This is a genomic window from Bradyrhizobium sp. I1.14.4 (assembly GCF_050435825.1).
Taxonomy (GTDB): domain Bacteria; phylum Pseudomonadota; class Alphaproteobacteria; order Rhizobiales; family Xanthobacteraceae; genus Bradyrhizobium.
This window is the reverse complement of the sequence record NZ_JBNDLA010000008.1, coordinates 211119-228730: the sequence shown is the minus strand read 5'-3', so window position 1 is coordinate 228730 and position 17612 is coordinate 211119. Positions and strand designations below refer to the sequence as shown.

Below are 17612 nucleotides of genomic sequence, written 5' to 3'. Positions count from 1 at the left end.
GTGCTACGCGGCCGCCGAGATCACCAACGCTTGAATCCGGCCTTCGATCGCGCCGTCGCCGAAACGGCGAGCGAGAGCCGTTGCCGCGTGCTCGGTCGCCGCGTCGAGACCGATACCGCCGCGCGCCTCGATCTCGCCGCGCAGCGGTGAACCCTGACAAAAGCCGATCGCCGGATCACGAGCCGCATTCGCGCGGCTTTGCAGCCGCACGTCGTCGATCTCGATCTTGCTGAAGCCAGCGGCTGCAAGATCGGCCCGGATCGGGTCGGCGGCGTGATGGCCGTAGGGCGTGCGCGCCAGGAAACGCGGCGGATCGTCTGGAAAGACCTCCGCCAATGCCTGGGTCACGACGTCGGCAAACTCGTTGTCTTCGATGCGACCCCACATGTTGAACAGCAAACGGCCGCCGGGCTTCAGGACACGGCGAGCCTCCGAATAACCCTTGGGTTTGTCGGGGAAGAACATCGCGCCGAATTGGCAGGCGACGACATCGAAGCTCGCATTGTCGAACGGCAGGTTGAGTGCGTCCGCCTGCCGCCAGGCAATATCGGTTCCGCCCGGCATCTGCGACTTCGCCCGTTCGAGCATCGGTTCGTTCAGATCGGTCGCTACGATCCTTGTGTCGCGGCCGAGTGCTGACGACAGCGCTCGGGTGACGACGCCGGTGCCTGCGGCTGTTTCAAGCAGATCGCGTGGGCGAAGGGCCTTGGCGCGTTGCGCCAGATCGCGTGCGTAGGGTTCAAAGATGATCGGCACGAGGAGCCGGTCGTAAAGCTCCGGAATGGACCCGACGAACTCCTTGTCGGACGCTGTCATCGCTGATCCTCCTCACGACAATAGACCGGGTAGGCGTCCCACATTTCGGATCGTCGCCCTAGAGTTTTCTGTCCGATCAGCCTGGACGAAGGTTCGGTTGTCACAAGGAAAAAGGCTGCCGCCTGCGACTCGTTTGAACTCACACTCTTGTCACACTCACAGGGTGGGCCGGCCTTGCGCGCGCCCCAAAAGCGGCTCTTCCGGCGGCTCTTGACTTTCACTCCGTACGGTCTGATATTTCTGTTATGACAGAAATAACCGCCAAGAAGAAACTTCCCGCCGTCGTCGAGCGCTTCATCCTGCATTGGGGCGACATGGGCGACGAATGGGGCGTCAACCGCTCGGTCAGCCAGATCCACGGGCTGCTCTATCTCGCCGAAGCGCCGATGACGGCGGAGGACATCGCCGATACGCTCGGCATGGCGCGCTCCAACGTCTCCAACTCGATCAAGGAATTGCTGTCCTGGGGATTGATCCGGCGGGTGCCGATCCTCGGCGATCGCCGCGACCACTTCGAGGCCGAGACCGACATCTGGGAGGTCGCCGCCAGGATCGCGGCGGGACGCAAGGAGCGCGAGATCGATCCCGCGCTTGCAGCACTGCGCGCCTGCGTCTCCGACGCGGCCGGCGATCCCGCCATCAGTCCGCTCGCCAGCAAGCGGCTGAAGGAGATGCTGACATTCACCGAGCTGGTCGACCGCTGGTACATGCAGATGCTCAACGTCCCGCGGCCGCGGCTGGTCGCGCTGGTCAAGCTCGGCGAGAAGATCGTGAGTTTCCTGCCCACAGGCAGAGCCAAATAGGGGCGGCGGCGTAACGGGAGTGTGCGATGGCGTCAGCAAGGATATCCACCTTAAAGAAGGCGCCGGCTTCCGATACAAAACTGCTCGACGATCACCGCTTCCGCGCATTGCTGTCGGACGAGGATTGGGGCCGACTGCCGGTTGCGATCTGGCGGCGCTTCTCGAAGCGGTTCGAGGACGGCAACACCGTTGTCTATGTCGGCGAGGTCGAGGAGGCCTCGAGCAGCCGCGTCGGGTGGTGGCTGGCGCAAGCCGCGCGGTTGATCGGCGGACCGCTCCCGACCGGCACCGAGACGCGCGTGCCGATGGTCGTCACCGTCACCGAGGATGCCGCAAGCGGCGGCCAGATATGGACCCGCATCTGCGCGCGCCGCGACGGCTTTCCGCAGGTAATTCACTCGGCAAAGCGTTTCGCCGGGCCGACCGGGCTCGAGGAATACGTCGGCTTCGGCGTCAGCATGGCGCTGCGGATCGCTGTCGAGCAGGAGGCGCTGGTGTTTCGTAGCGTCGGCTATTCGCTGCAGTTCGGCCCGTTTCGCCTGCCGCTGCCCGAATGGCTCACGCCCGGCGATCTGACAGTCACCCATTCCGATCTCGGCTGCGGTGACTTCCGCTTCACACTTGAGATCATCCACCCGCGCTTCGGCCGGCTGATCCGTCAGTCTGCCGTCTTCAGGGAGGCATCATCATGACGCCGCTGCTTTGGACCCTGGTCGCCATCCAGATCGCGATGGGCGCCTTCGACACCTTCTATCACCACGAATTCACCGAGCGGCTGGCCTGGCGTCCCTCGCAGCGCCATGAGCTTCAGCTGCACAGCGTGCGGAACATGCTCTATGCGCTGCTGTTCCTCGTGCTCGGCTGGCTGGAGGTGCACGGCATTCTGGCGAGCGCTATCATGGCCGTGCTGGTCGTCGAGGTCGTCATCACGCTGATGGATTTCGTCGAGGAGGATCTGAGCCGAAAGCTGCCGCCAAGCGAGCGGATCAATCATACGCTGCTGGCGATCAACTATGGCGCCATCCTCGTCCTGCTGGTGCCGGTCCTGGCCAGTTGGGCAATGCTGCCGACCGCCGTCGCGCCGGCCGTGCATGCGGGTGCCTTAAGTCTGTTTGCGACGGCGGCGGCGTTCGGTGCCGCGCTGTTCGGTGCGCGCGACTTTGCCGCGGCCAGACGTCTGGGACGGATGGCAGCCGCGCCGGTCGTAACCCTGGTCCGGAGTTTGCCGGCCCGGCAGACCGTGCTGGTCACCGGCGCGACCGGTTTCATCGGCAGCCGCTTGGTCGCAAGCCTCGCCGCGTCCGGCCATCAGGCGATTGCGCTGATCCGCAATCCGGCGAAAGCCGAGATGCTGCCGCCGCCGGTGACGCTGATCACGAGCCTCGACCAGTTGCCCGCCGACTCTCGGATCGACGCCATCGTCAATCTCGCGGGCGAGCCGATCGGCAATGGTCTGTGGACCGAAGCCAAGCGCCGCAGCATCATCGCCTCGCGTATCGACATGACCGCCGATGTCGTCAGGCTGATCGCGCGGCTCGAGCGCAAACCGGCGGTGTTGGTGAGCGGCTCCGCGATCGGCTGGTATGGGCTCTGGCAGGATCAGGTGCTGACGGAATCGGCGAAATCCCACGCCTGCTTCAGTCATGAACTGTGTGAGGCCTGGGAGAATGCGGCAAAGCCGGCCGCCGATCACGGCGTGCGCGTGGCATATTTGCGGATCGGTCTCGTGGTCGGCACCGATGGCGGCTTCATCACGCGGATGCTGACGCCGTTCGAGTTCGGTCTCGGCGGACCGCTCGGCTCCGGCAAGCAGTGGATGTCGTGGATCGAGCGCGACGATCTGGTGCGCCTGATCGCGCATGTGATCGCCAAGCCCGTACTGTCCGGTCCGATCAACGCGACCGCGCCGATCCCGGTCACCAATACCAAGTTCACCGAGGAGCTGGGGCGCCGTCTGCACCGGCCGGCGATCTTCCGCGTGCCTGCCGCGCTGCTCCGCGCCGTCGGCGGCGACTTCGCCAACGAGCTGTTGCTCGGCGGCCAGCGCGTGCTGCCGAACAAGGCGCTGAGCAACGGTTTTGTGTTCCGCCACGAGACGCTGCGCAGCGCGTTCGAGGCGATCTTGTGAGGAGGCCAGGATGTCCAGCACTTGTTCGCGTGCATTCGGAGGTTGGCTTGCGGGCTGTGGCGCCGCAACTGCGGTGATCTCCGCCGTCGGTCAGACCTTTCTGATGGTGACTTCGCACGGCGATGTCGCGCGGCTGCTATGCGGCATCGTCGTGCTGCTGCTTCCGTCGGCTGCGGTCTTCGTCATCACCTGTCTGCTCACCGCAATTCCCGCCGCGATCGTCGTCTGGCTCACTGAGGAATTTCAGATCCGCGCTGCTGGCTTCTTCGCCTGCGCTGGCGCCACGATCGGCGCGTTGAGCATCAGCGTGCTGATACGCTCGCCGACTGTCTGGACATCCGGTCTGGTTTTCCTATTCGTCGCGGCAGGATTTATCGCGGGCCTGACCTACTGGTTCGTCATGCGCGAATTGGCGGGCCGCGAGGACTTCATGTGAACGGCACGGCATGCTCATACTATGCTGCAGAGGCCACGCTGCGGAACGTCGCAGCCAGCGTCCGCAATGCCGCGAGCTTGGCGGAATCGCTGACCTTCGAATGCAGCATCACCTTTGACGCACCTAGTCGCGGCAGCTTGTGGGCGGGACCGACATCGATCAGGCCCGGCGGCGCGATGCGGCGGACGAGCGGAGCCACGGCGAGCCCTGCGAGCGCGGCTGCCGCCACTGCAGTGACGCCGCCGCCGACGAAGCTTTCGGTCCAGGCGATGCCGGCCTTGTCGAGCGCCCGCACGGCGAGGGCGCGCACGCCGCAGGGCGGAGCGAGCGTTGCAAGCGGCAGTGCATAGCCGCGCGGCCAGACGAAGCGCTTCGCGGCGAACCAGCCGAATTCGTCCTCAGCCAGTTTCTCGCCGCCGCGCCGGCTGCCTTCCTGGCGCACGATCACGGCGTCAAGCTCGCCTGCGTCGTAGGCATCGAGCATCGCGCGCGAGAACCCGATGGACACGGAGAGTGCAAGCTGCGAGGCCATTGCCTGCAGCCGCTCCAGCAGCGGCACCAGCTCGGGGCCTGCGGCGTGATCGCTGATCCCGAGCGTGAGCTGCTGCCGCGCCGGTTTCTCGCCGGACAGCGCACGGTCATGCACCTCGATCAGCGCGCGGGCGTGGTGCAGGAAGGCCGCGCCGTCAGCGGTGAGCCGCACCGCGCGCGGCGAGCGCTCGACCAGCCGCTTGCCGAGCACGGTTTCGAGCCGCTGCAATTTCATGCTGATCGCCGCCTGCGTGGTGCCGAGTGCTTCGGCGGCGCGGGTGAAGCCCTGCAGCTCGGCGACCAGGAGGAAGGCCTGCACGGTATCGATATCGAGCGTCGTCATCATGATCAACAGATGTTATCATTGCTATCCATAAAGATAAGATACCAAGATGGTGACGAAAGGTCTAGCTAGGGGAGGCGCGATTGACCCGCGCCAACCGAATTCAAGGAGACCGATCATGCCGCTCATCACCATCACCTACGCGACTTCGCGCGAGACGTCGTCGCTGAAGTCCGACATCGCCGCCGCCGTGTCGGAGTTGACCGCAAGGATTCTGCACAAGGACCCCAAGGTCACCGCTGTTATCGTGAAGTCGACGGACGCGGCCTACTGGTTCGCGGGCGGCAAATCGCTCGCCGAGCAGGGGCTCGCGAGCTACTGGCTCGACATCCACGTCACCGAAGGCACCAACACCAAGGACGAGAAGGCGGCCTATCTCGCGGCCTTGTTCAAGCGGATGGGCGAGTTGCTCGGGCCGCTCCATACCGAGAGCTACGCCCATGTCGATGAGGTGAAAGGCGACGCCTACGGCTTCGGCGGGCTGACCCAGGAGCGTCGCTACATCGCCGGAAAGCTCGAGGTCGCACCGCAGAAGGCGGCGTAAGTCCTACGCGGTCGCTTCCGGCAGGCGCGCCGCGAAGTCGCCGAACACCTCCGAAAATGTCTGCCGGAGCGCGATGTCGACATCGGCCATCGTGACAGGCAAGCCGAGATCGACCAGCGAGGTGACGCCGTAGCGCGGATCGATCACGCCGCAGGGCACGATGGCCTGGAAGTGCGACAGGTCGGGCTCGACATTGATCGCGATGCCGTGGAACGAGACCCAGCGGCGCAACCGCACGCCGATCGCGGCGATCTTGTCCTCGAAGCCGGGTCCCTTGTCGGGGCGCCGCACCCAGACCCCGACGCGGTCCTCGCGGCGCTCGCCGCGGACGTTGAAGGCGGCGAGGGTGCGGATGATCCATTCTTCCAGCGAGGCGACATAGGCGCGCACATCCGGCCGGCGCCGCTTGAGGTCGAGCATCACATAGGCAACGCGCTGGCCCGGGCCGTGATAGGTGACCTGGCCGCCGCGGCCGCTCTGGAAGGTCGGGAAGCGCGGATCGAGCAGGTCGTCGGCCCTGCCGCTGGTGCCGGAGGTATAGAGCGGCGGGTGCTCCAGCAGCCACACCAGTTCGGGCGCCAAGCCAGTCGCAATCTCCGCCACCCGAGCGTCCATCGCGGCGAGAGAATCGGGGTAGGGCACCGGGCGTTCCGAAATCCGCCATTCGACCGCGCCGCCGCCCGAAGGGCGCGCAAAGGTCGTCAAATCGAGGCTTTGGCGGTCGTTAACCATTAGCTAACCCTAACGTGGTCAGGTGAACCCCACAATTTAGTTCCCGTTCGGCGGTTCAGAAGTGCCCACCCTCGATAAAGTCAGCGTTGATCTCATGGTGGTCCTCGGCACCACCACCATGCCGATTCACCAGGTCATGCGGCTATCCCGTGGCGCCATCATCGAACTGGATACTACCGAGGCCGACGAGGTCAAGATCCTCGCCAACAACCTGCCGGTGGCCAGCGGCGTGGTCCTGGTCGACCGCAACCGAATCGCGGTCGAGGTCAAGCAAATGCTGCCGAAATCTCCCGGCGTTCGCAGTTAATTCGCGCATTAATCGCCTTGTCCCTGCATCCATGATTTGTTACATCGCCCCGTCGATGCGGCGGCGCCTCAGGGTTCCAACCGGCATCCCAGCGCTCGTGGCGGAATTGGTAGACGCGCTGCCTTGAGGTGGCAGTGGGTAACACCGTGGGGGTTCGAGTCCCTCCGAGCGCACCACACCTCAGCTGATCCTTGAAATCGCTGAACTTTTCGAAGGATGGCCGTTCGCCGGCCGTGTCGGCCCCGTCCTGTGGCTGGTCCCGACAAGAGCCGACTGCTGACGTGGAGGTGCCGGTCGATGCGGTCCTGTAACACCGGTCGGGTAGATTCAATACGAGCAGCGCGCGACGGTCGCGATCCTGATCCTGGTCTATGCGACGATGCATGCCTTGTCCGGCCTGCGCTCGTTCTACTTCTTCCAGCGGGTCGAGCGCCTTGAGGGCGAGACACGGCGGTTGGCCGCTGCGGCCGGCGAGGGGCCCAATGCGGCAGCCTCGCGCAAGCAGATCGTCGCCGATGTCACCGAGCTCAGGCATGCCGGCGAGATCAAATCCTATGTCGACATCTTCTTCCTGGCGCTGGTGATCCTGCTCTGCGTCGCCAAGATCGTGGCCAGCTAGACCGCGCTCTAGTCAGGCACGCGCTTGCTGGCCGCCGAGGCCTCGGCGCGCGGGGTGCGCTTGGCGACGTGGACCGACGCGTTGTTCGCGGCCGGCGGTGCGACATGCAAGGGGGCGCCGTGGCCTCGGCCGTGAGCCGCAGCGGGCGGCTGATGCGCGGCCTGCTTCGGGTGCCCGGCCTGGCGCGCGGAGAACGCCTGCGCGCGCGGTGCGCCGACGCCTGAACCAATCGCGCGCTGTGCGAGGCGCCGACTGGCCGCCGATCGGGCCGCGAGCAGGGTCAGGTCCAGCGCTTCGGGAATGCGAAACACGTCAGCCGCCGGTATCGGCAATGTCGAGACCGATGCGAGCTGGGTCAGTTGCGGCTGCGGCCACAGCGTGCGGACGGACGCAGCGACACGCGCGCGCTGCGCGTGATCGAGAATGTCGGCATCGCGCCAATCCATGTCGGCAAGCATCGGAGCCGGCAGCGTCCGCGTCGCGGTGAAGACGAAGTTCGGAATTTTGGGCCAGCGCGTGATCGCCACCGTCTCGGTCGGCGGATGCATGAACCATTGCTGCGGCTGGGTCGGTGTCGCCGGGCGGTCCGCCGTTGCAGGGACCACATGAACGATGCGATAGCCGCGCTCCTTCAGCGTGTTGAGAATTCGCGGCAGCGCCGCGACGGTACGCGGCTGAATATCGTGCAGCAGCAGGATGCCCTTGTGCTTGGCCTCGATGCGCTGGATCGCGAGATCGTAGACTCGCTGCGGCGAGACGTGGCGCCAGTCGTCGGCCGGGAAGTCGGCGCTCCAGACCTGGATGCCCTGTGACGCCAGATAGGCTTCGGGAATCTCGGCGCGCATCAGGCCGGGAATCCGGAAGAACGGCGCCAGCTTGCTCTTATCGCCGTTGAGCGCGGCGAGCGTCGAGGCGATGCCGTCGTCGACCTCCTGCCGCACCCTCTCGAGCGGCATCTTGTTCATCGTCAGCGGATGGTTCTGGCTGTGCGTGCCGACGGTGTGTCCGGCCGCGATCAGCTTGCGGACGCCCTCCGGATTGGCCTTGGCCTGGGCGCCGATGGTGAAGAAGGTCGCCTTGACGCACTGGCTGGCGAGGATCGCCAGCACCTGGTTGCTGTATTTCGGCAGCGGTCCGTCGTCGAAGGTCAGTACCACCTCGTGATCGGCGAGCGGCAACGTCTCCGGATACTGCATGGTGCCGATCCGCGGATGCTCCCTGGGATCGACCACCAGGGTCCGCGAGGTGCCGAGTGCGTTGGGGTTAGGGCAGTCGGCGGCGAGGGTCGCATGCGGCATCATCAAGCCGCAGCCCAGCAGCGCCGCGCCGATCACGGTCCGCGACCGCTTCCGGATCATCACCAGGACGTTTGCAATCATCGAATCTCGGCCGCACTCCAAACGCACTGACGAATCCTTAGGTACGGCCCCATGAATGTCGCCTTAACGGTCTGTAATCCAGCTCTGGTCCCGGGTTCAATGTGTCCGGTCCGACACGGTTTTCATCGTCGGCGGGACGATGTGGACGACGTGATAATTATGCTCATGCAGATACCTTAAAAAGGCCGGCAGCATCTCGGCGGTCCGCATTTGCGGGTCATGCAGCAGGATAATTCCTTTGCGATGGCCTTCGAGCCGCCCGGTGAGCAACTTAAGTTCCTCCTCGGGGGTCATCTTGTTCCAATCGCTGGCCCAGAAATCGGCGCCGAACACCGCGATACCGCGCTTTTCCAGGTGGTCCAGCAGGCTGGGCGTCGACTCAAAGTAGGGGAACCGGAAGAACGGCGTGCTCGGGATCGTGCTCGCGGTCCCGCGCAAGGCCTTCTGGACCGCCTCGATCCCGTGATTGATGTTGGCCTCGGCCTGATCCGTAGGCAGCCTGTTGAGATGCGGATGGTCCCAGGTGTGATAGCCGATGCTGTGGCCGAGCCGCGCGACCTTGCGGACCATATCGGGATGATCGGCCGCGTTGCGGCCGACCATGAAGAAGGTGGCCTGCACGCATTCGGCTGCCAGCGCCGTCAGCACCTTGTCGGTCAAGCCTGGCGACGGCCCGTCGTCGAAGGTCAGCACCACCTCGCCGTCCCGGAGCGGCAGGGTCTGCGGAAAGCTCTTCAGCCCGACGCGCGGATAGGTCGCAGGATCGACCTCGAGCACACGTGCGGTGCCGAGCGCGTCCTTGCGCGAGCACTCGGCGGCGTGCGCCGAGCCGATCAGCGCAAGCGGCGCGATCGAGATCAGCGCGCAAGGTGCGAGCGCGATCAGCGCCGCGACAACGTTCAGGATCGGTCGCGGTCCGCTCGACATCTTTCTCATTGCACTGGGCCCCACCGATTAGGTAATCCGTTCCGCATCAATCAGACCAGATTTTCCCCTCCTGTCAAACCGGCGAAACACGGCATGGCCGAGAATATCGACGTTGCCGAACCGGCCGGGACTGACCGGCTCGCCCAGATGCCGATGCGGGACGAGGAGGGCCAGCTTCGCCCCGAATTCGTCGCGGAGATCACCCGGGCCATCCACGCCGCCGACCGGCCGCTGTTGTGCGAGGTGGTCGCGGAACTGCACGAGGCGGATCTCGGCGACCTGATCGCGGCGCTGGAACCGGACGACCGCGTCACCCTGGTCGAGATCACGGCCACGGATTTCGACTTCGCGGCGCTGAACGAGGTCGACGAAAGCGTCCGCGAGGAGATCCTCGAGGAACTCGAACCGGAGACGGTCGCGGAGGGCGTCCGCGAGCTCGAATCCGACGATGCCGTCGAGCTGCTGCAAGGCCTCGACGAGGCGGACCAGGAAGAGATCTTGGAGAAACTGCCGGCCGCCGAGCGCGCCGAGATCGAGCGCAGCCTGCTGTACCCGGAGAACTCCGCTGGCCGGCGGATGCAGACCGAGTTCATCGCGGTGCCGCCGGATTGGAATGTCGGCCAGGCGATCGACTACATGCGCGACACGCCAGATCTGCCGGAGCGTTTCTACGAGATCTATGTGGTCGATGCCGACAGGCACTGGCTGGGCGCCGTTCCGCTGGACGTGCTGTTGCGCGCGCGCCGTCCAGTGCCGATCAAGGACCTGATCGACGAAGACCGCCGCCGGGTCTCCGCGCTGGAGGACCAGGAAGAGGTCGCGCGGATGTTCGGCAAGTACAATCTGGTCGCGGCTCCCGTGGTCGACACCACCGACCGGCTGGTCGGCGTAATCACCATCGACGACGTCGTCGACGTGATCGAGGAGGAGGCCGACGAGGACCTCAAGGCACTCGGCGGCGTCACCAGCGACGAAGAACTGTCCGACACGGTCTGGACCATCGCCCGCGGCCGCTTCAACTGGCTCCTGGTCAATCTCGCCACCGCGTTCCTGGCCTCGTCGGTGCTCGGCCTGTTCGAGGGCCAGCTCGAAAAGATGGTGGCGCTCGCGGTGCTGGCGCCGATCGTGGCGAGCCAGGGCGGCAATGCCGCGACCCAGACCATGACGGTCGCGGTACGCGCGCTCGCCACCCGCGAGCTCGGTGCGTTCAACGCGATGCGCGTGGTGCTGCGCGAGACCATGGTCGGGCTCGTCAACGGCCTCGCCTTTGCCGTCATCACCGGCATCGCCGCGGTGGCCTGGTTCAAGATCCCCGGCCTCGGCATCGTGATCGGGCTTGCCATCATCTGCAACCTGGTCGCCGGCGCGCTCGGCGGCATCCTGATTCCGATGGTGCTGGAACGGGTGCGGGCCGATCCCGCGGTCGCCTCCGGCACCTTCGTCACGACCGTCACCGATGTGGTCGGCTTCTTCTCGTTTCTCGGCATCGCCACGCTGTGGTTCGGCCTGAATTAGGCCGACGCCCGCGGGCACGTTTATCGTTAATCGCGCCTTAACGGGGTTGGCGGATGATGCTCCTATCTCCAAGGAGGCCATCACGGGGGGCCATCATGCTGCGGTTGCGGCTCAAGGCGGACGGACGGATCGTCGAATTGCGCGACGGGCAGGAAATCCCGCTGGTGCCCGCGCACCCGGCCGAGACGGCGATGCCGCCACCGGCCGCGCAACCCGCCGTACGCGACCTGCGCCGCCGGGCCCGGCTCACCCAGCTCGAATTCGCCGCCAAGCTCGGCGTGCCCGTGGAGACCATCCGCAACTGGGAGCAGGGCAAGCGCGCCCCGCGCGGACCTGCCCGCGCGCTGCTCGCCGTGATTGCCCATTCGCCGGAGACGGTGTTCGCCGCGCTGTCGAGTGAGCCGACGGCGGCTTGAGCTGCTGCAAGGCGCGACATCGGCAGTTGCTCCACCCTCGGTGTCATCACCCTGCATGCGGTTGATCCAGTATTCCAGAGACAGCAGTGCTTGAACTGAGAAGCCGCGGCGTACTGGGTCGCCCGGTCGAGCCGGGCCATGACAGGTGTAGGTTGGGACGCAAATTCGCATTCTCGCGACATGAATTGCCCGAGCTTTGCTGTTCGTTTCGCCCTCTCTTGAGCAGAGGGCGCAGGGAAAGCCGGGTGCCGATCGCACCCATGGGCCCCGAGCAAAAGGTAGAAAGCTCGGGGGTAGGACCACAGGTGTAACCGGAGCAATCCGGCTTTCCCTGCGCGATGGCTTACGGCTTACTTCGTGCTCTCCCCGGCGAGACTTGGCTTGTTTGTCACCGTCTCGCGAAGATGCTTCGCATCTCGCGGGAGACACCTGCCACTAGGGCGTCGGGACCACACGACTTCACCGTCCGCTTCATGCGCACTCGTCAGTTGCGCAATCGGCGTCCACCGCATCTCACGCCGCGTTCGTGACGACCGCGAAGCGCCCCTCGATCGGGTGAGACGGGGCGACCATACACTGAGTTTAACTTCTGATAAAGCGAAATATTTTTGCGAAGGGGTCTTGTGCCGTCGGGCAACTCAGTGATTGGCAAATTCCGGTGCAAGCCGGCCGCAATGGGACGACGAGGCCTTCGCCGCTATCCGTGGAGCGCGGGGCGTGGTCTTGCGGGGAGCAGCGCCAGCGCTCGCGGCACGGCGTCATGGGACTTGCCAGGAAGGCAGTTTAGCCGTTTTAATCGAAGGATTGCAGTACGTTCTTGTTTTGAAGCGTGGATTTCCCATGAAGGCCATCGAGCAGATTATTGCCGGCTACGTGTCGCTGAAGAATCGTCAAGCGCTGGAACAGCTCAGAGACCACCGCCAACGCCTGTTGGACGGCGTTCGAACGCACAGCGTCCCTGGTTTCACGCCGTCGGTCGTGAATGGCACTCTCCGCGAGGAGATCGAACTCATCGAGGCAGCATTGGCTCGTTTCGACGAGGACGCATAGCTTGCGACCGGGGCGTTAGGCCGGCTGGTCATCGTTTCGGCGAGTGACAGACATTAATTTGGGAGGTGCTCATGATTGATCAGAGAACTGCTCCTTATGCTGCCTTTCTGCTGCGCGTTACGATTGCCGGACTATTCATCGCCCATCTCTACGGCAAATGCGTGCTCAAACCGATCAGCCTGTGGTGGAATGGCCTTTCCAAGCTCGGCTATCCCGAATGGGTTCTCGCCTATGCCTTGAGCGCCGAATTCGGATCGGCTCTTCTTCTGCTGCTGGGTATCTATACGCGTTGGGTCAGTATCTACACGATCCCCATGATGCTTGGCGCAACCCACTTCTGGATGCTTCGAAAGGGCTATTGGTTCACGGATGCGGGCTGGGAGATGCCGTTGGTGTGGGCGATCATGCTGGCTGTTCAAGCGCTGCTGGGCGACGGAGCGTTTGCGGTAAGGGTCCCCAAGCTGCCTTGGGAGCGTCGGCTTCAACCAACGACAGCCTGATGGTTTCGTCACCGGACTGGCGCGCGCGTGTGACCGACGCGCGGGCCCGCGATACGGTCACATTTTCAGGGGGAGGACATTGCCCATGCTGCGTATTGCCACACTGATGTTGCTCGCTTCCGCCGCCACTGCTCACGCTCAAATCGTCCGCAAGGAATTGAAGCGTGCTGACGTGGCTGGGACCAACATGGAAGCCATTGAGGTCTATCTTGAGGTCCCGCCGGGTGAAAGTCTCCCGCGCCACACGCATCAAGGCGAGGAAATCGTGTACGTCATCCAGGGAGCGACCTTGCTCTTGCCGGATGGATCACAAACCGAACTTCCCACCGGCGCCGGCGTGATCAACCAGCGTGGCGTGCCGCACGCGGGCTTCAAGATCGGCGGCGACAAGACGCTGAAGCTGATCAACGTCTTCGTGGTCGACAAGGGCAAGCCCTTGACCGAAATCGTTCAGTAGACAGACCGGGAAGCGCTCGAGCATCAATCAACCGCAGCACGGCTGCTTGGCTTTCGGAGCGCAGCAGGATTGCTGCTCCTGCAGCCATCGGTCGCGGGGCTTGCAGCTCGATGGACGCGCCGAGAGATAGACGCGGATCGCGGCGTCGCCCGCATCCATGCGTTCCGCACGATAGATTTGCATCGGCCGGACGCCATCGCTGACTTCAAAGGTCAGCTTGGCTTGCGGATCGAAGCCGACGGCCTCGTCGACCTTGCGGATGATCGCAAGGAACTTTCCGGCCGGCATGTGTCCCCGATTTTCCTCCTCGATGTCCCAGAGCTGAATGAAGGTCTCGCTCCAGCTGTCGGGATTCGCGCCGCAATCGAGCCCTCTGAATGAGCCGGTTTTGACCTCGGTCACGTGGTAGCTGGGGCGGACATCCCGGCCGTCGTAACTGAAGATCAGCGGCTTCTCCTTGTGTGCCTCGAGGCTGGCAAGGAGCGCTGCGGACGAAAGCTCTTCCACCGGCGGCAGGGCGCCGACGATCGAACGGGTATTGGCAAGCGTGTTCACGGCTGCTATCCTCATTTCAATGATTATTGAATTGTAGGATTATCGAAAGATGGAGGAGCGTCAAGCCCGAACCGCCTTCGCCGCGCTGTCGCAGGAAACGCGGCTGCGGATCGTGCGGTTGCTGGTACAGGCCGGTCCCGATGGCATGGCGGCAGGGGCGATTGCAGAGGCGGTCGAAGTATCGCCATCCAACGTGTCCTTTCATCTGAAGGACCTTGAGCATGCGGGCATGATCGTTCCGCGGCGCGAGGCACGTTCGATCATCTACTCGGCGGATTTCGCCGGCTTGAGCGATCTGATTGCCTTCCTGATGAAGGATTGCTGCGCGGGCCACCCGGAAATCTGCGCGCCTGCGCTTGCCGATGCCCGGTGCGGGCCGTCCACCGCCAAGAAGAAGGCGCGTGTCTGATGCGCGGCTTCGACCTGCCGCGACGCCTTGTGGCCGAGGGCTTCGGTACCTTGCTGCTGGTCGCGACGGTCGTCGGCTCCGGCATCATGGCCGAGACCTTGACCAAGGACGTGGCGTTGGCGCTGCTCGGCAATACCCTTCCGACCGGCGCCATCCTGGTGGTCCTGATCACGATCTTGGGACCCATATCCGGCGCGCACTTCAATCCGGCGGTCACGCTGGTCTTCACGCTCAAGGGCGAACTCCGCCCGCCGCATGCCGCGCAGTATATCGCGGCGCAGGTGCTCGGGGGTATCCTCGGCGCAATGGTCGCGCACGCCATGTTCGGCCTGCCGCTCTTGGAGTTCTCTGCGAAGGCAAGGACGGGATTTCCGCAATGGCTCGCCGAATTCGTCGCCGCGTTCGGACTGGTCGCAACGATCATCGGTGGCCTCCGGTTTCGTGAGGCGGCAATTCCATGGCTGGTCGGGCTTTACATCACGGCCGCGTACTGGTTCACCGCATCCACGTCTTTCGCCAATCCGGCCGTTGCCATCGCCCGATCGTTCACCGATACGTTCTCCGGAATCCGCGCGCAGGATCTGCCGGGATTCATCGTTGCCGAAGTTTTGGGAGCCGTGGTCGCGCTGGCATTCATGAGCTGGCTGCTGCGGGGCGCCGAAACCACCAAGGAAGCAGTCCGATGACGATCACGATCTATCACAATCCCGATTGCGGGACGTCGCGCAACACCCTGGCCATGATCCGCCAAAGCGGGGAGGAGCCCGAGATCGTCGAATATCTCAAGACCCCTCCATCGCGCGACACGCTGATCGCGCTGATCGCCGCCATGGGCATGGCGCCGCGCGCGCTGCTCCGCGAGAAGGGCACGCCCTATGCCGCGCTTGATCTCGCCAATCCGAAATGGAGCGACGACGAGCTGATCGACTTCATGATGGCGCATCCGATCCTGATCAATCGGCCGATCGTGGTCTCGCCGAAGGGCGTGAAGTTGTGCCGGCCGTCCGAGGCCGTGCTTGACCTTCTCGCCGCTGACATCGGCCAATTCGTCAAGGAAGACGGAGAGGTGATTTCGGTCAGGACGCCTGGTGCGCGCGCCGGATGAGCCGCCGCGCAGATAACGTCCTGATCGTCACCCTCGGAACCACGCAAACTCTTGCCTGGGCCTCGAGTTACTATCTGCCCGCCATTCTCGCGGATCCGATTGCGCGCGACCTCGGCATCTCGACGAACTGGCTGTTCGCCGCGTTCTCGATGGCGCTCGTGATTTCCGGACTGCTCGGTCCGCGCGTCGGCCGCCAGATCGATCGCATGGGTGGGCGCGAAGTGCTCTGCGCTTCCAACGTCATTCTGGCGTCCGGGCTGATTCTGCTCGGGCTTTCGCAGGGTGGCGTTCTGATGGCCGTGAGCTGGCTATTGCTCGGCGTTGGCATGGGCCTGGGTCTGTATGACGCAGCCTTCGCAGCGCTCGGGCGCATTTACGGCGACGCCGCCCGGCGCTCAATCACCGGAATTACCTTGATCGCGGGGTTTGCCAGCACCATCGGCTGGCCGCTCAGCGCGTGGGGACTCGCAACCATCGGCTGGCGCTGGACCTGCTTCGGCTGGGCGGCCGCACACATTCTGATCTGCTTGCCGCTCAATGGCGTCCTGTTTCCCAGGCTGAAGAGCGAGCATCGGATCACAGCCGACGCGCCGAAGCCACATATTCCCATCGACCGCGCGATGGTGCTGCTCGCCTTTGCCTTCGCGGCCGCCTGGAGCGTCACGTCGGCGATGGCGGTTCATCTGCCCCGAATTCTGGAGTCACTCGGCGCGACGCAAACGCAGGCGATCGCGGCGGGCGCACTGATCGGCCCGGCACAGGTGGCGGCACGGATTGTCGAAGCGAGCTTGCTGAAGCGCTTCCATCCGCTCTGGTCAGCGCGATTGGCCTGCATCACGCACCCCTTGGGAGCCTGCGTCATCGGTCTGTTTGGCGGGGGCTTCGCGGGAGTGTTCGCGCTGTTGCATGGTGCCGGAAACGGGATCCTGACGATCGCGCGCGGCACGCTGCCGCTGGCGATCTTCGGTCCAAAGGATTACGGCTACCGGTTGGGGCTGCTCGGCGCGCCGTCGCGACTGTCTCAAGCCATCGCGCCCCTGGTATTCGGATTCCTGATCTCACCGCTCGGCGGCTATACGCTCGCGGTCACATCGGCTCTCAGTCTGGCCGCGCTTTTGGCGTTGTTCGCACTCAAGACCGAACCGGAGAGCCCCGTGCGGTAGCACCGGTCCTCTTCATGCGCCGAACCGTATCGATGAACGCCTTGATGATCGGGGAGTGGCCGCGCCCGCTATGGTGGGCGATGCTGTAGTGGGTCCTGATGGTGCAATCGCTGATCTCGAGCGTGCGCAGATTGGGGTGCGGCACGAATTCGAAGTCGGCGACCACGCTGATGCCGAGCCCGCGTTCGACCGCTTTCCACACGCCCTCGCGGCTCTCGATCTCGAACACCGGCTCGATCCTGATGCCTTCCGCCTGCATCGTCGCTTCGAACGCGCGCCGCGTGGTCGAGCCGCGCTCGCGCAGCACGAAGGGCTGGGCGGCCAGTTCCCGCAGCCTGACCGACTTCCGCTTGAACCAGGGATGATCCCTGTTGACGAACACGATCACGCGGTGCGTGCGGTAGGGGATCATGGTGACGCGCGGATCTTCCGGAACCTCTGCCAGGATTGCTACGTCGGCTTCGAAATCGATGATGTGGCGGAAGGTGCGCTCGGAATTGCCGAGCAAGGTCGAGATCTGCACCGCCGGATGATCGCGCTTGAAGGCGGCAATGATCTCGGTGGCGTGAAACGGGCCGACTGTCGCGACCCGTAGATGGCCTTTGGTGGCCTTGCCATGCGCGGCCAATAGTTCGTGCGCCTCCTCGCAGAACGTCATGATGCCGCGCGTGATCTCGAACAGCGCGGCGCCGGCTTCGGTCAACTCGGTGTGCCGCGGCTTCCGGATCAGGAGCTCGACGCCGTAGTTCTCCTCCAACTCCTTGACCTGGATGGTCAGCGTCGGCTGCCCGACATTGAGCACGCGCGAGGCCGCGGTGAAGCCGCCATGGGCGGCGACCGCATGGAAGGCGCGAAGCTGGCTGAACACTATTGACAT

General features: G+C 64.5%; 23 protein-coding genes and 1 tRNA gene. 17 read left to right on the top strand and 7 right to left on the bottom strand.

Annotated features, from left to right (window positions below; all coding sequences use genetic code 11):
* Positions 1-3: 3 nt before the first annotated feature.
* Positions 4-816, bottom strand: a complete 813-nt coding sequence (locus ABIB78_RS18885) for a class I SAM-dependent methyltransferase (RefSeq protein WP_429027230.1) — start codon at positions 814-816, stop codon at positions 4-6.
* 245 nt (positions 817-1061) lie between these two features.
* On the opposite strand from ABIB78_RS18885, the gene ABIB78_RS18880 reads away from it, so the two are divergent.
* Genes ABIB78_RS18880 through ABIB78_RS18865 form a run of 4 tightly spaced genes read left to right on the top strand, consistent with a single transcriptional unit; the run spans position 1062 to position 4183 of the window.
* Positions 1062-1619, top strand: a complete 558-nt coding sequence (locus tag ABIB78_RS18880) for a GbsR/MarR family transcriptional regulator (RefSeq protein ID WP_429027228.1) — start codon at positions 1062-1064, stop codon at positions 1617-1619.
* Positions 1620-1645: 26 nt separating this feature from the next.
* On the top strand, positions 1646-2311 hold the full coding sequence (locus ABIB78_RS18875) for a DUF4166 domain-containing protein (protein WP_429027226.1): 666 nt from the start codon (positions 1646-1648) through the stop codon (positions 2309-2311).
* Complete coding sequence (locus tag ABIB78_RS18870) at positions 2308-3747, top strand: TIGR01777 family oxidoreductase (RefSeq protein WP_429027224.1); 1440 nt, start codon at positions 2308-2310, stop codon at positions 3745-3747. The genes ABIB78_RS18875 and ABIB78_RS18870 overlap by 4 nt, the downstream gene beginning before the upstream one ends.
* A 10-nt stretch (positions 3748-3757) precedes the next feature.
* On the top strand, positions 3758-4183 hold the full coding sequence (locus ABIB78_RS18865) for a hypothetical protein (protein WP_429027223.1): 426 nt from the start codon (positions 3758-3760) through the stop codon (positions 4181-4183).
* A 19-nt stretch (positions 4184-4202) separates the two neighbouring features.
* On the opposite strand, the gene ABIB78_RS18860 is transcribed toward ABIB78_RS18865, so the two are convergent.
* Entirely contained in the window at positions 4203-5060 is an 858-nt protein-coding gene (locus tag ABIB78_RS18860) for a LysR family transcriptional regulator (RefSeq protein ID WP_429027417.1), read from the bottom strand.
* Between the two features lie 115 nt (positions 5061-5175).
* Between ABIB78_RS18860 and ABIB78_RS18855 the strand changes: the two genes are divergently transcribed.
* Positions 5176-5601: a tautomerase family protein gene (locus tag ABIB78_RS18855; RefSeq protein ID WP_429027221.1), complete on the top strand. Its 426-nt coding sequence runs from the start codon at positions 5176-5178 to the stop codon at positions 5599-5601.
* A 3-nt stretch (positions 5602-5604) separates the two neighbouring features.
* On the opposite strand, the gene lipB is transcribed toward ABIB78_RS18855, so the two are convergent.
* A complete protein-coding gene (gene lipB / locus ABIB78_RS18850) occupies positions 5605-6333 on the bottom strand; it encodes a lipoyl(octanoyl) transferase LipB (protein WP_429027219.1) in 729 nt (242 codons plus the stop codon).
* A gap of 61 nt (positions 6334-6394) precedes the next feature.
* On the opposite strand from lipB, the gene ABIB78_RS18845 reads away from it, so the two are divergent.
* The 3 genes from ABIB78_RS18845 (at position 6395) to ABIB78_RS18835 (ending at position 7259) form a co-directional block, all read left to right on the top strand.
* A complete protein-coding gene (locus tag ABIB78_RS18845; protein ID WP_429027217.1) occupies positions 6395-6640 on the top strand; it encodes a FliM/FliN family flagellar motor switch protein in 246 nt (81 codons plus the stop codon).
* A 91-nt stretch (positions 6641-6731) separates the two neighbouring features.
* Positions 6732-6816, top strand: a tRNA-Leu gene (locus ABIB78_RS18840).
* Positions 6817-7028: 212 nt separating this feature from the next.
* Positions 7029-7259 carry a hypothetical protein gene (locus ABIB78_RS18835; RefSeq protein WP_429027215.1) on the top strand — a complete coding sequence of 77 codons (231 nt, stop codon included), beginning with the start codon at positions 7029-7031 and terminating at the stop codon, positions 7257-7259.
* Positions 7260-7267: 8 nt separating this feature from the next.
* On the opposite strand, the gene ABIB78_RS18830 is transcribed toward ABIB78_RS18835, so the two are convergent.
* A complete protein-coding gene (locus tag ABIB78_RS18830) occupies positions 7268-8638 on the bottom strand; it encodes a polysaccharide deacetylase family protein (protein ID WP_429027213.1) in 1371 nt (456 codons plus the stop codon).
* A 96-nt stretch (positions 8639-8734) separates the two neighbouring features.
* A complete protein-coding gene (locus ABIB78_RS18825; protein WP_429027211.1) occupies positions 8735-9574 on the bottom strand; it encodes a polysaccharide deacetylase family protein in 840 nt (279 codons plus the stop codon).
* Positions 9575-9658: 84 nt separating this feature from the next.
* On the opposite strand from ABIB78_RS18825, the gene mgtE reads away from it, so the two are divergent.
* The 5 genes from mgtE to ABIB78_RS18800 all read left to right on the top strand — a co-directional run bounded on the left by mgtE (position 9659) and on the right by ABIB78_RS18800 (position 13503).
* Positions 9659-11080 (top strand): magnesium transporter, encoded by a 1422-nt coding sequence (gene mgtE / locus ABIB78_RS18820; RefSeq protein ID WP_429027209.1) that lies wholly within the window; start codon positions 9659-9661, stop codon positions 11078-11080.
* 95 nt (positions 11081-11175) lie between these two features.
* A complete protein-coding gene (locus ABIB78_RS18815) occupies positions 11176-11496 on the top strand; it encodes a helix-turn-helix domain-containing protein (RefSeq protein ID WP_429027208.1) in 321 nt (106 codons plus the stop codon).
* 840 nt (positions 11497-12336) lie between these two features.
* Entirely contained in the window at positions 12337-12546 is a 210-nt protein-coding gene (locus tag ABIB78_RS18810) for a hypothetical protein (protein WP_429027205.1), read from the top strand.
* Between the two features lie 71 nt (positions 12547-12617).
* Complete coding sequence (locus tag ABIB78_RS18805; protein ID WP_429027203.1) at positions 12618-13046, top strand: DoxX family protein; 429 nt, start codon at positions 12618-12620, stop codon at positions 13044-13046.
* Between the two features lie 85 nt (positions 13047-13131).
* Complete coding sequence (locus ABIB78_RS18800; RefSeq protein WP_429027202.1) at positions 13132-13503, top strand: cupin domain-containing protein; 372 nt, start codon at positions 13132-13134, stop codon at positions 13501-13503.
* Positions 13504-13530: 27 nt separating this feature from the next.
* Here the strand turns inward: ABIB78_RS18800 and ABIB78_RS18795 are convergent, their stop codons facing one another.
* The gene (locus tag ABIB78_RS18795) at positions 13531-14058 is read right to left on the bottom strand and encodes a DUF6428 family protein (protein ID WP_429027200.1); all 528 of its coding nucleotides are present in this window, start codon (positions 14056-14058) and stop codon (positions 13531-13533) included.
* Positions 14059-14107: 49 nt separating this feature from the next.
* Between ABIB78_RS18795 and ABIB78_RS18790 the strand changes: the two genes are divergently transcribed.
* From ABIB78_RS18790 to ABIB78_RS18775, 4 genes are read left to right on the top strand one after another with little or no spacing between them, the layout of a single operon-like run.
* Complete coding sequence (locus ABIB78_RS18790) at positions 14108-14467, top strand: ArsR/SmtB family transcription factor (RefSeq protein ID WP_429027197.1); 360 nt, start codon at positions 14108-14110, stop codon at positions 14465-14467.
* A complete protein-coding gene (locus ABIB78_RS18785; RefSeq protein ID WP_429027195.1) occupies positions 14467-15153 on the top strand; it encodes an aquaporin in 687 nt (228 codons plus the stop codon). The genes ABIB78_RS18790 and ABIB78_RS18785 overlap by 1 nt, the downstream gene beginning before the upstream one ends.
* Positions 15150-15572: an arsenate reductase (glutaredoxin) gene (gene arsC / locus ABIB78_RS18780; protein ID WP_429027193.1), complete on the top strand. Its 423-nt coding sequence runs from the start codon at positions 15150-15152 to the stop codon at positions 15570-15572. The genes ABIB78_RS18785 and arsC overlap by 4 nt, the downstream gene beginning before the upstream one ends.
* A complete protein-coding gene (locus ABIB78_RS18775; RefSeq protein ID WP_429027192.1) occupies positions 15569-16735 on the top strand; it encodes an MFS transporter in 1167 nt (388 codons plus the stop codon). The genes arsC and ABIB78_RS18775 overlap by 4 nt, the downstream gene beginning before the upstream one ends.
* Here the strand turns inward: ABIB78_RS18775 and ABIB78_RS18770 are convergent.
* On the bottom strand, positions 16704-17612 hold the full coding sequence (locus ABIB78_RS18770; protein WP_429027415.1) for a LysR substrate-binding domain-containing protein: 909 nt from the start codon (positions 17610-17612) through the stop codon (positions 16704-16706). The two genes, ABIB78_RS18775 and ABIB78_RS18770, sit on opposite strands and share 32 nt — an antisense overlap.

What these genes read in the sequence shown, in the direction of transcription:
- ABIB78_RS18885 (WP_429027230.1), bottom strand. Translation starts at nt 816, where the DNA reads ATGACAGCGTCCGACAAGGAGTTCGTCGGGTCCATTCCGGAGCTTTAC.
- ABIB78_RS18880 (WP_429027228.1), top strand. Translation starts at nt 1,062, where the DNA reads ATGACAGAAATAACCGCCAAGAAGAAACTTCCCGCCGTCGTCGAGCGC.
- ABIB78_RS18875 (WP_429027226.1), top strand. Translation starts at nt 1,646, where the DNA reads ATGGCGTCAGCAAGGATATCCACCTTAAAGAAGGCGCCGGCTTCCGAT.
- ABIB78_RS18870 (WP_429027224.1), top strand. Translation starts at nt 2,308, where the DNA reads ATGACGCCGCTGCTTTGGACCCTGGTCGCCATCCAGATCGCGATGGGC.
- ABIB78_RS18865 (WP_429027223.1), top strand. Translation starts at nt 3,758, where the DNA reads ATGTCCAGCACTTGTTCGCGTGCATTCGGAGGTTGGCTTGCGGGCTGT.
- ABIB78_RS18860 (WP_429027417.1), bottom strand. Translation starts at nt 5,060, where the DNA reads ATGATGACGACGCTCGATATCGATACCGTGCAGGCCTTCCTCCTGGTC.
- ABIB78_RS18855 (WP_429027221.1), top strand. Translation starts at nt 5,176, where the DNA reads ATGCCGCTCATCACCATCACCTACGCGACTTCGCGCGAGACGTCGTCG.
- lipB (WP_429027219.1), bottom strand. Translation starts at nt 6,333, where the DNA reads ATGGTTAACGACCGCCAAAGCCTCGATTTGACGACCTTTGCGCGCCCT.
- ABIB78_RS18830 (WP_429027213.1), bottom strand. Translation starts at nt 8,638, where the DNA reads ATGATTGCAAACGTCCTGGTGATGATCCGGAAGCGGTCGCGGACCGTG.
- ABIB78_RS18825 (WP_429027211.1), bottom strand. Translation starts at nt 9,574, where the DNA reads ATGAGAAAGATGTCGAGCGGACCGCGACCGATCCTGAACGTTGTCGCG.
- mgtE (WP_429027209.1), top strand. Translation starts at nt 9,659, where the DNA reads ATGGCCGAGAATATCGACGTTGCCGAACCGGCCGGGACTGACCGGCTC.
- ABIB78_RS18815 (WP_429027208.1), top strand. Translation starts at nt 11,176, where the DNA reads ATGCTGCGGTTGCGGCTCAAGGCGGACGGACGGATCGTCGAATTGCGC.
- ABIB78_RS18810 (WP_429027205.1), top strand. Translation starts at nt 12,337, where the DNA reads ATGAAGGCCATCGAGCAGATTATTGCCGGCTACGTGTCGCTGAAGAAT.
- ABIB78_RS18805 (WP_429027203.1), top strand. Translation starts at nt 12,618, where the DNA reads ATGATTGATCAGAGAACTGCTCCTTATGCTGCCTTTCTGCTGCGCGTT.
- ABIB78_RS18800 (WP_429027202.1), top strand. Translation starts at nt 13,132, where the DNA reads ATGCTGCGTATTGCCACACTGATGTTGCTCGCTTCCGCCGCCACTGCT.
- ABIB78_RS18790 (WP_429027197.1), top strand. Translation starts at nt 14,108, where the DNA reads ATGGAGGAGCGTCAAGCCCGAACCGCCTTCGCCGCGCTGTCGCAGGAA.
- ABIB78_RS18785 (WP_429027195.1), top strand. Translation starts at nt 14,467, where the DNA reads ATGCGCGGCTTCGACCTGCCGCGACGCCTTGTGGCCGAGGGCTTCGGT.
- arsC (WP_429027193.1), top strand. Translation starts at nt 15,150, where the DNA reads ATGACGATCACGATCTATCACAATCCCGATTGCGGGACGTCGCGCAAC.
- ABIB78_RS18775 (WP_429027192.1), top strand. Translation starts at nt 15,569, where the DNA reads ATGAGCCGCCGCGCAGATAACGTCCTGATCGTCACCCTCGGAACCACG.
- ABIB78_RS18770 (WP_429027415.1), bottom strand. Translation starts at nt 17,612, where the DNA reads ATGTCAATAGTGTTCAGCCAGCTTCGCGCCTTCCATGCGGTCGCCGCC.